The sequence below is a fragment of the Bacillus sp. JJ1474 genome, assembly GCF_036965225.1.
Lineage (GTDB): Bacteria > Bacillota > Bacilli > Bacillales > Cytobacillaceae > Cytobacillus.
In genome coordinates this window covers 1-8,349 of record NZ_JBALPC010000176.1, presented here as the reverse complement: position 1 = coordinate 8,349, position 8,349 = coordinate 1, and the positions used below count along the sequence as shown (strand labels likewise).

General features: G+C 37.0%; 7 protein-coding genes. 2 read left to right on the top strand and 5 right to left on the bottom strand.

Translation table 11 applies throughout. The annotated features are described in order from the left end of the window. Positions 1 to 374: 374 nt before the first annotated feature. The gene (locus V7164_RS19190) at positions 375 to 515 is read left to right on the top strand and encodes a sporulation histidine kinase inhibitor Sda (protein WP_335354932.1); all 141 of its coding nucleotides are present in this window, start codon (positions 375 to 377) and stop codon (positions 513 to 515) included. Between the two features lie 98 nt (positions 516 to 613). Here V7164_RS19190 and V7164_RS19185 read toward each other — a convergent pair whose 3' ends face one another. Then, entirely contained in the window at positions 614 to 1,414 is an 801-nt protein-coding gene (locus V7164_RS19185) for a phosphatidylserine decarboxylase (protein WP_335354931.1), read from the bottom strand. A gap of 153 nt (positions 1,415 to 1,567) precedes the next feature. Here V7164_RS19185 and pssA point away from each other — a divergent pair, with 153 nt between their 5' ends. After that, a complete protein-coding gene (gene pssA, locus V7164_RS19180; RefSeq protein WP_335346892.1) occupies positions 1,568 to 2,107 on the top strand; it encodes a CDP-diacylglycerol--serine O-phosphatidyltransferase in 540 nt (179 codons plus the stop codon). Positions 2,108 to 2,231: 124 nt separating this feature from the next. Here the strand turns inward: pssA and V7164_RS19175 are convergent, their stop codons facing one another. The 4 genes from V7164_RS19175 to V7164_RS19160 form a co-directional block, all read right to left on the bottom strand. Further along, positions 2,232 to 3,779 carry a glutathione ABC transporter substrate-binding protein gene (locus V7164_RS19175; protein ID WP_335354930.1) on the bottom strand — a complete coding sequence of 516 codons (1,548 nt, stop codon included), beginning with the start codon at positions 3,777 to 3,779 and terminating at the stop codon, positions 2,232 to 2,234. Between the two features lie 17 nt (positions 3,780 to 3,796). Next, complete coding sequence (locus V7164_RS19170; protein WP_335346894.1) at positions 3,797 to 5,281, bottom strand: chlorohydrolase family protein; 1,485 nt, start codon at positions 5,279 to 5,281, stop codon at positions 3,797 to 3,799. Beyond that, positions 5,278 to 6,789 (bottom strand): amidohydrolase family protein, encoded by a 1,512-nt coding sequence (locus V7164_RS19165; protein WP_335346895.1) that lies wholly within the window; start codon positions 6,787 to 6,789, stop codon positions 5,278 to 5,280. The genes V7164_RS19170 and V7164_RS19165 overlap by 4 nt, the downstream gene beginning before the upstream one ends. Positions 6,790 to 7,000: 211 nt before the next feature. Beyond that, complete coding sequence (locus tag V7164_RS19160; RefSeq protein WP_335354929.1) at positions 7,001 to 8,215, bottom strand: amidohydrolase; 1,215 nt, start codon at positions 8,213 to 8,215, stop codon at positions 7,001 to 7,003. Positions 8,216 to 8,349 lie beyond the last annotated feature (134 nt).

Here is an 8,349-nt window from a genome sequence, read left to right as displayed (position 1 = left end):
ATATATAACACCTCTATTTACTTCTTTATTATAAAACGAAAAAGAAAAGGTAATAATTTGTACTCATCATAAACAATTTTATTCTCTCTTTCAAACATAGGCTTAATCTGAGCTAATTAAGAAATTTTTCGACATTTTTTTCTTAGAAAATTTCTGTGGATAACTTTATTCACATTAAGCACACTCATTTATATGAACTTTCACCTTTTACTAACAACTTAACCACAGGTTATCCACTAATCATTGTGGATAACAGAACGGTTGTTCTAAGGAAAAAAGTTTGCTAGAGTATGATTACAACATAAATCTTACATTATATGTATGAAGTCAATTATATAGAATTCTAAAATAAAAATTCATGGAGGTGAATGGACATGCGAAAGCTGTCAGACGAACTATTAATCGAATCCTATTATAAAGCAATCGAGTTAAAGTTAAGCTCAGACTTTATTAACCTAATACAGACGGAAATTCACCGACGTTCATTGTCACATAAGATTAAAGTTTCATCCTAATGCTATGTTCCTTTTTAGTGGGGGTCACGGCTTTGTGAATTCACGAAACATATACCGGCCCCCGCAGGGCACTTTTTTCCTCTTCCAAAACGTTTTTTCTACTGTGTGATATTCTTGTCATGATTAATATGGCCAACCCGCTCACCCACTTTTATGTCATATGGTGTTTTAATCGTTGACATTGGGGTAAAACTGTTTTTTTCGAATAAAAGGACAACTGTTGAGCCGAAGGAGAAATAAGCCATTTCATCACCCTTTGCCAATTGATCACCATTATGTATCACTTCTATTGAATTCACAAACATAGCCCCCACCTTAACAATTGAAAGCTTGCCGTTCATATGCTCTACTTCAGTTATGGTCCGATAATTTTTCGACAGTGCATCTTTTCCATATTTTAAACCATATTTATTAACTGGGAAGGATTTCTGACCCAAAGTCCATTGGTCAAGAACACGGCCAGTAACAGGACTATGGATCCGATGATAATGACTAGGACTTAAATAGAAGATCATGTAGCAGCCATCCGTATATTTATCTAGCTTTTCATCATTCCCCATCATCTCTCTAATGGAATAATCCTTTTCTTTTACTGTAATAATATGTCCCGGCTTTATTAGGCCAATGTCTTCAATGACTGCATCAACCGGGCTCACAATGGAATAGGGATCTTGATCAATAAAACGTACTCCTTCTTTAAGAGACCTCGTAAAGAAATCATGCAAAGTGGGATATTCCGCTAATGTTTTCCCCATTTCATCCTGGTTAATTTGATAAGCTTTACAAAAAGATGGGACGAACAGGCGGCTGGCATTGGAACGAGCAAATCTTTTTAATAGTCCTGAAGTTATTTTACCGTTCGTAAGCTCAATAAAAAGCCGATAAAGCGATTGTTTCATTCTTTCACCCCCAATATACTCTTTACGGTCAGTACTAAAAAGAATAAAATTAAATATTATAAAATAAGAACAGTACCGTGCTTACTTGTGAATCTAAAGCACTTAGGACGACAACTAGGCATATGATATCTTACCTAAAAAGGAGTGTGGTAAATGTTTTTAAATGATATTTTAGATCAAACCATAAAAAAACTAAAAGCACAAACTGCAAATGTTATCACTTTAGTGAATTTATCATTAGGCGGGTTTGCAATTATTTTTGCCTTAAAAGGTAATTTAAATCTAAGTTTGCTGCTCATTTTTGTCGCAGCACTTGCTGACCGGTTCGATGGAATGATTGCTAGAAAGCTTCAAATTGAATCGGAATTAGGGAAGCAATTAGATTCCATGAGTGATATTATATCATTTGGAGTTGCTCCTGCACTATTAATATATCAAGGAATTTTAATTGAATTCGGGGCCCCCGGTTCATTTTTCACCATTTTTTATATTGGCTGTGGAGCTTTCCGCTTAGCACGATTTAATATTAGTGAGAACAATGGCTATTTTACTGGACTTCCGATAACAGCTGCCGGCTGTCTAATTACATTGAGCTATCTTATGATTCCTTATATTCCTGCGCCATTCTTCTTATTTATAACGATTATCCTTTCATTTTTAATGGTCAGTCCGTTTAAATTGAAAAAGGTTTAGTAGAATACCTATCGCTTGATACCTAACAGAATAAATGTTATCCCAAATAAACACCATGGAATAAAAAATTGACCTAAAAGAGTTGTTTATTAACAACCTTTTGGGTCAAATTTTTGTTATTCACTTATTCAAAGAAGAAAAATCCAACTGGGTTCATCCAAACCTGATCAATCCCCTTTGCAGTTACAGATAAATGCTCAAGAGTTCTAATCGGTATAAGAGGAGCTTCTTCTAACTCAATTTCTTGCAACTCCGCATACAATTCCATTCGCTTTTCCTCATTTGGTTCTTTTCTTGCGTCCTCAATTAGCTTATCAACTACTGGATTTTTATAAAAGGAAAAGTTTCCGACCGGTCCTGCTGAAGAGCTATGGAATACATTGTATTGATTGTAATCAGCATCTCCAGTTGCATTACCCCATCCGCCAATATACATTTCAGATTTCCCTTCAGAAAGTGTTTCAATATAAACTCCGTACTCTAATACTTGTATCTCTACTTCTACTCCAATACCTTTAAGTTGAGATTGAATAACTTCTGCTAAATTAATACGTTCTTTACGATCATCGGTTACAATCGTTGTTTTAAAACCGTTAGGAAAACCAGCTTCTTTTAATAAGTTTTTTGCTTGATTCACATCATATGGAAAATCTTTTAATCCATCGTGAAAGCCAACCACCTTTGGAGCCAATGCTGATGCTACTCTAGATCCGACACTATTGTATACACCCTTTATGATTGCGTCCTTTTCGATAGCATGTGCAATCGCTTGGCGTACTTTCACATCTGTAAATGGTTCCTTTTCTACATTGAATCCAATATATTCAACACCAAATCCTTCTGTTCGAAGAACAGACATTGATGAAGAACCCTCCACTCTATTTAGCTCTGTTACCGGAAGTTGATCGGCTACATGTGCTTCTCCTGTTTCGACCATTGCGACTCTTGTCGATTCTTCAGGGACTACTTTATACGTAAGTTTTTCAAAAGAAGGTTTTGTTCCCCAATATTCTTCGTTGCGAAGAAGGATCATTTCTTGCCCCGGTTTCCAAGATTCGAACTTGAAAGGTCCTGTCCCAACAGCATTGATTGATAAGTCAACTCCTCCTTCATTAAATGCTTTAGGACTAATAATGGAGCCTTCACTGCTTGCTAACACAGACAATAATGCTGAAAATGGATTATTTAAATGAAGTACTGCCGTATAATCATCTTTAACCTCAACTTCCTTCAACATGGAAAAAACTACGGCTCTCGGTGAAGCAGTTTTTTCGTCTAGCAGGCGATCGAAAACCTGCTTAACAGCTTCAGCGTTAAAATCGCTTCCATCATGAAATTTTACATCTTTTCGTAACTTGAATTCCCAAGTTAAATCATCAATCTGACTCCATTCTTCTGCCAATGCTGGAATATAGTTCGAGTCCTTATCCCTTGATACAAGACTTTCATATACTTTCCCATATACATAATTTGCAGTAGGATTACTTGATATGAAGTGTGGATCAATATTTCCTGCGTCCGCTTTTCGAGCTACTATTAATTCATTAATCTCTTCCTTTTCAACCTTTTCTTTCCCATCCACATTCTCTTTTGTAGTGGAACATCCCACGAGACCAAACATTAATACCAGTAATAATACGATTAATTTATATGGCTTTTGTACAATACTCATTTTTTTCCTCTCCTTTTCTACTTTTCTATCTTTTGTTGTTCACTGTCACTATTCAAAGCTGAAGAAAAAAGTTTCTCCGGACCAAGACTCTGATAATCCCTAACTATATAACTTGCTTTAAGTTTTGTGAAATAATCCTTCCCTTTTTTCTTCAATTCTGTAAAATCTACTCCCGGTATGGTTCTGTCCTTCATAACAGTTCTACCATTAATAATAGACATCTTAATATCACTTCCTGAAGCTGCAAGGCACATTGTTCTGAAAGGATCATCAATATTGCCAATGTGAAAGCCTGACATATCTACAACGATAATATCTGCCTTTGCCCCAGGTGCAAGTCGTCCTAAATCAGGACGACCTAAAAAAGATGCTCCTCCAATTGTGGCTGCTCTAAAAATATCAGCAAAGGTAGAACCTTGTACTTTTTTTGAAGTTATGCGTGATAATATTGCCCCTGTACGGATATTTTGAAAAAAGTCTGGCGGAAACGCATCGGTACCTAGTGCAAGTGGTATTCCCATCCCCAAATAATTTGAAAATGATTCCATTGCAACACCATGCCTCCCCAACACTAGGGGACAATGAATTACTGTTACACCTGTTTCGTGTAAAAGCTTCAAATCACTGCCATATTTTTCTTCTTCTCCTACATACTCAGCTGTATAAATTGCGTGAGGTATTGCCGTATTCTTATCAAGGAAACCAATATCATACAGAAAACGAATTGGTGTTTTTTGATAACGACTTACAATTTCTTTATATTCGAATTCACCTTGGGCTGCATGAAGGCGTACCGGACATTTTAATTCTTTACTATACTTTTTTGTTTTAACAAGAATATCTTCAGATTGGGTTTCAATTCTTTCAGGTGCAAGCATCCCTCTTATCAGCCCGTTATAAGCACCATCGTACCGCCGAACAAATTCAACCGCTCGCTCCAAACCTGCTTGACCCTCGTCTTCATCAAATTCCACAGTTATCTCTCCATTTGGTGACACGACTCTAATTCCGGATTGATAGCTTGGTCCTAAATATACACGTAAACCTAACATTCCTGCATGATGAACCGCTGCTTCTAGTTCTTTATATGTCTCTGCCCACTTTTTGTAGAAAACAGATGTAATCGGCATTGCAGTTGTAACACCATTTAGTATTAGCTGAGAATATGCATAAAGAGACTTGAATGCCTCTTCTTCCTCCGACATAAACTCTTTTGGTCCAGCATCGTAATACTCTTTTGACCAAAGCAGATTTTTGCGTTTTTCTTCTTCTTGTTCAACATGAATGGAGTCATGATCAATATCACCAAGTGCATCAAGATCAATAAAGCCAGGGCTAATTACAGCTTCTCCAAAATCGATTGTTTCATCAACCTGCCCATTGAAACATTCTCCAACATACAAGATAGTGTCGTTTTCATAAACAATTTCTGCATTGGTTAAAATAGTATGATCATTACCATCGAAGGCAATTACGTATTTTGCCTTTAGTTTTTTCTTCATAAAATTTTTACCTCCATTTTCTGCTCAAACTCTTCCTTATTAAAACGCCTTTCATCCAAATATGCTCTTGCATGTCCCCAAAAATAAGAAGTTGGCTGCATAAAAGGTTCCAATCCTGCTCTTTTAACTGTTGCCCAAGCTTCTTCATTTGCTTCGTCTAGTACTTGCTTCTCATCCACCGTATTTACAATTCTATTTTCCATTACTACATTACCGTCTACAATTACAGTATCAACATCACTTCCTACTGCTTGGTATACAAGACGGTGAACATGCATGAAAGCCGGAGTTAAATGTGGCTGATTAAAATTAACAGTTATTACGTCTGCTTTTTTGCCTATCTCAAGTGAACCAATTTCATCGTCCCAACCTACACATTTTGCAGCATCGATGGTGACCATCTCCAATAGTTTTCCTGGTGGTAAATAATAATAATCCCTAAGGGCTGCCTGTTGAAGAAGCTGCATACGCCTCATCGCTTGGAACATATCAAATGGGCTAATTGGTGATGTTCCATCTGTAGTAATTGCAACTGTAGTTCCCATTTCAATTAATTCAGTAACAGGTGTTCGAGCATTAATTGATCCAAAACCTGGTGATGCACTGACATTAGTACCTGTTTCAGCGAGAATTTTCGCTTCATCGAATGATATCCCACGACAATGCTGTAAATGAACATCAGGGCCGAAAAGTGAAAACTCCTTTTCCTTAGCTGCAAGGTGAATCATTCCGCCAAATGCATCAGAATGAATACGCGTATCATATTTTTTAGCGATTGAACGAACCAGCCGAGCCTGCATTTTATCATGATCTGTCAGCCTATGAAGTGATTCCAGTGGCGTAGGTGCAGATGAATTGACAGATGTAACAATGACATAAGGAGTAATAAAAGCTCTTATATGATCATTATGTGAATGGTTAAGGGCCTCTATAACCGCCTCTGCTCCTTTAATAGCCTGATCAAAAGTAACCTCCTCGACTATTCGCTTTCCATCTTTCCATCGGCTAAATGACTGTGGCCACGGAGGGTTAGCCGGACCTGTACAAACAATTTCTCTTACTCCAATTTCTGTATAAGCCTTTGCATGATTTATGGAAAATATCGGATTATCCGAACGAGGTACAGACCCCATAACTGAAACTCCTGTTGTCACTCCACATTTTAATCGTTCGAGTGCTGATAACTTGCCTTCATAATACCAAAACTCATCGGTCACAAAGTGCTTGTATGCAGTTGTTATTATAGGCATCCAATCTCCAATATTATCTGAAGCTATCGTTTTGAAAAGTGAATGGCCCCCGTGACCATGCGCGTCAATAAAGCCTGGCATTATTACATGACCTTTACAATCAATTACCTTCTTTGCCTGATACTTTTTGTTTAAATCTTCTGAATTGCCTACATCAATAATTCTTCCTTTATTTATTGCTACTCCGCCATTTTGAAGTAACCGCCTTTGCTTATCCATCGTTACGACAAATCCGTCTGTTAAAAGTAAATCAATCAAAAAAATGCTCCTCCTTTATATTTCTGAATTTTTAATATATTTAGATTATGAATGATGCTAAATATTTTGTTTTTCGTAATTTTTACTGCTTTTTATAGTTTTTTGTCTTTTTATTTTTGAAGCCCATAGAATTCCTTTGTATCCATATTTCTTCACACATATTCCCTTCTATTCTTACTCCATGTTTTTATAGTCAAGGAAGACCGCCTCCTCATGCGTTGTTCTTTACAATAGTGCCTTGATGAAGGACTGTTTTGACAGGTGCCCTTCTCGCTACTGCATGTGCGGAGCAAGTGGCATCCAAAAGAATCATGTTTGCAATATCTCCAACTTGTGGCCATACTTTTTCACCTAATTCGTTTAGTGGCGTAACACCGCCTGATGCAAAGCCCCATGTTCGATTAAGGCTGTATTCATCTATTAATCTAAAACGCTCTCCTAGAATACTCAGCTTCTCTATTGTGTTTCCAGTTCCAAATGGAGACCAATGATCTGTTAAACAGTCATGACCAACTGATACAGAAACACCATATGACTTTAAAACCGGAACAGGAATGGTTGGTCTATTGATAGGTATCGTTGATGTTATATCAATTCCAGTATCCAGCAAAGTTTCTATCACCGGGATTAACTCTTGTTGTTCTAAATCTGCAAGCGCAATTCCATGACTAATTGTAACCTGACCTTCCTTTTTTGCATGTTTCGTTACTTCCGCCAACATATTAATTGTATATGCACCAAGTGAACTTGGATCGTGTAGATGAATATCTATGCCTGTTCCTGCTTCAACCGCAATATCCATCATTGTTTCAAGAGATTGATTAATATTTCGGTCAACCGTAGCTGGGTCCAGTCCACCTACAATCGTTGCACCATATTTCATTGCCTCTCTCATTAAAGACGTTACACCGCTTCGTAACAATCCATGCTGCGGAAAAGCAACGATGTCATAGGTTAATTTTCCCTGAAAACTTTTAAAAGCTTGTACTGTTGCTTCTAGATTACTGAGCCCAATAACAGGATCTATATTACAATGTGTACGAATATGTGTATGCCCCTGTGTTAACAGCAAATCTATAATTGCTTCTGCTCGTTCCTGTACAAACGGAAGTTGCTTGGGAAGAAGAGACTGTTCTTCTTCAATACGTGAAAATATCCCCTTTGGAGCAGGATTACAAGCTTTCCAAGGTCCAGTAAAATACGTTTTGTCTAAATGGATGTGCATATCACGAAAAGATGGCATTAGCAGTTTTCCATTTGCATTTAGCACATCAACACCATCTTTATGAACCGAAGAAGATACTTCCTTTACTCTACCGTTCTCAATAAACAAATCCATTAACTCTGTTTTTGTTCCGCATACCCTGTCTCCTTCATATTCAAAACCTGTTTCTACCCGTGCCTGCTTAATAAGTAAGGTATCCACTCTTTTTTCACTCCTTTTATCAACCTAGAAAATAAATTCTGAACTTCTCCATATTTCATTTTCCAATTTTAATTATAAAGAAAGTTCTGTCGTGATTTTTTCATTATACTTACTATCTTTTTTAATATTTAAAC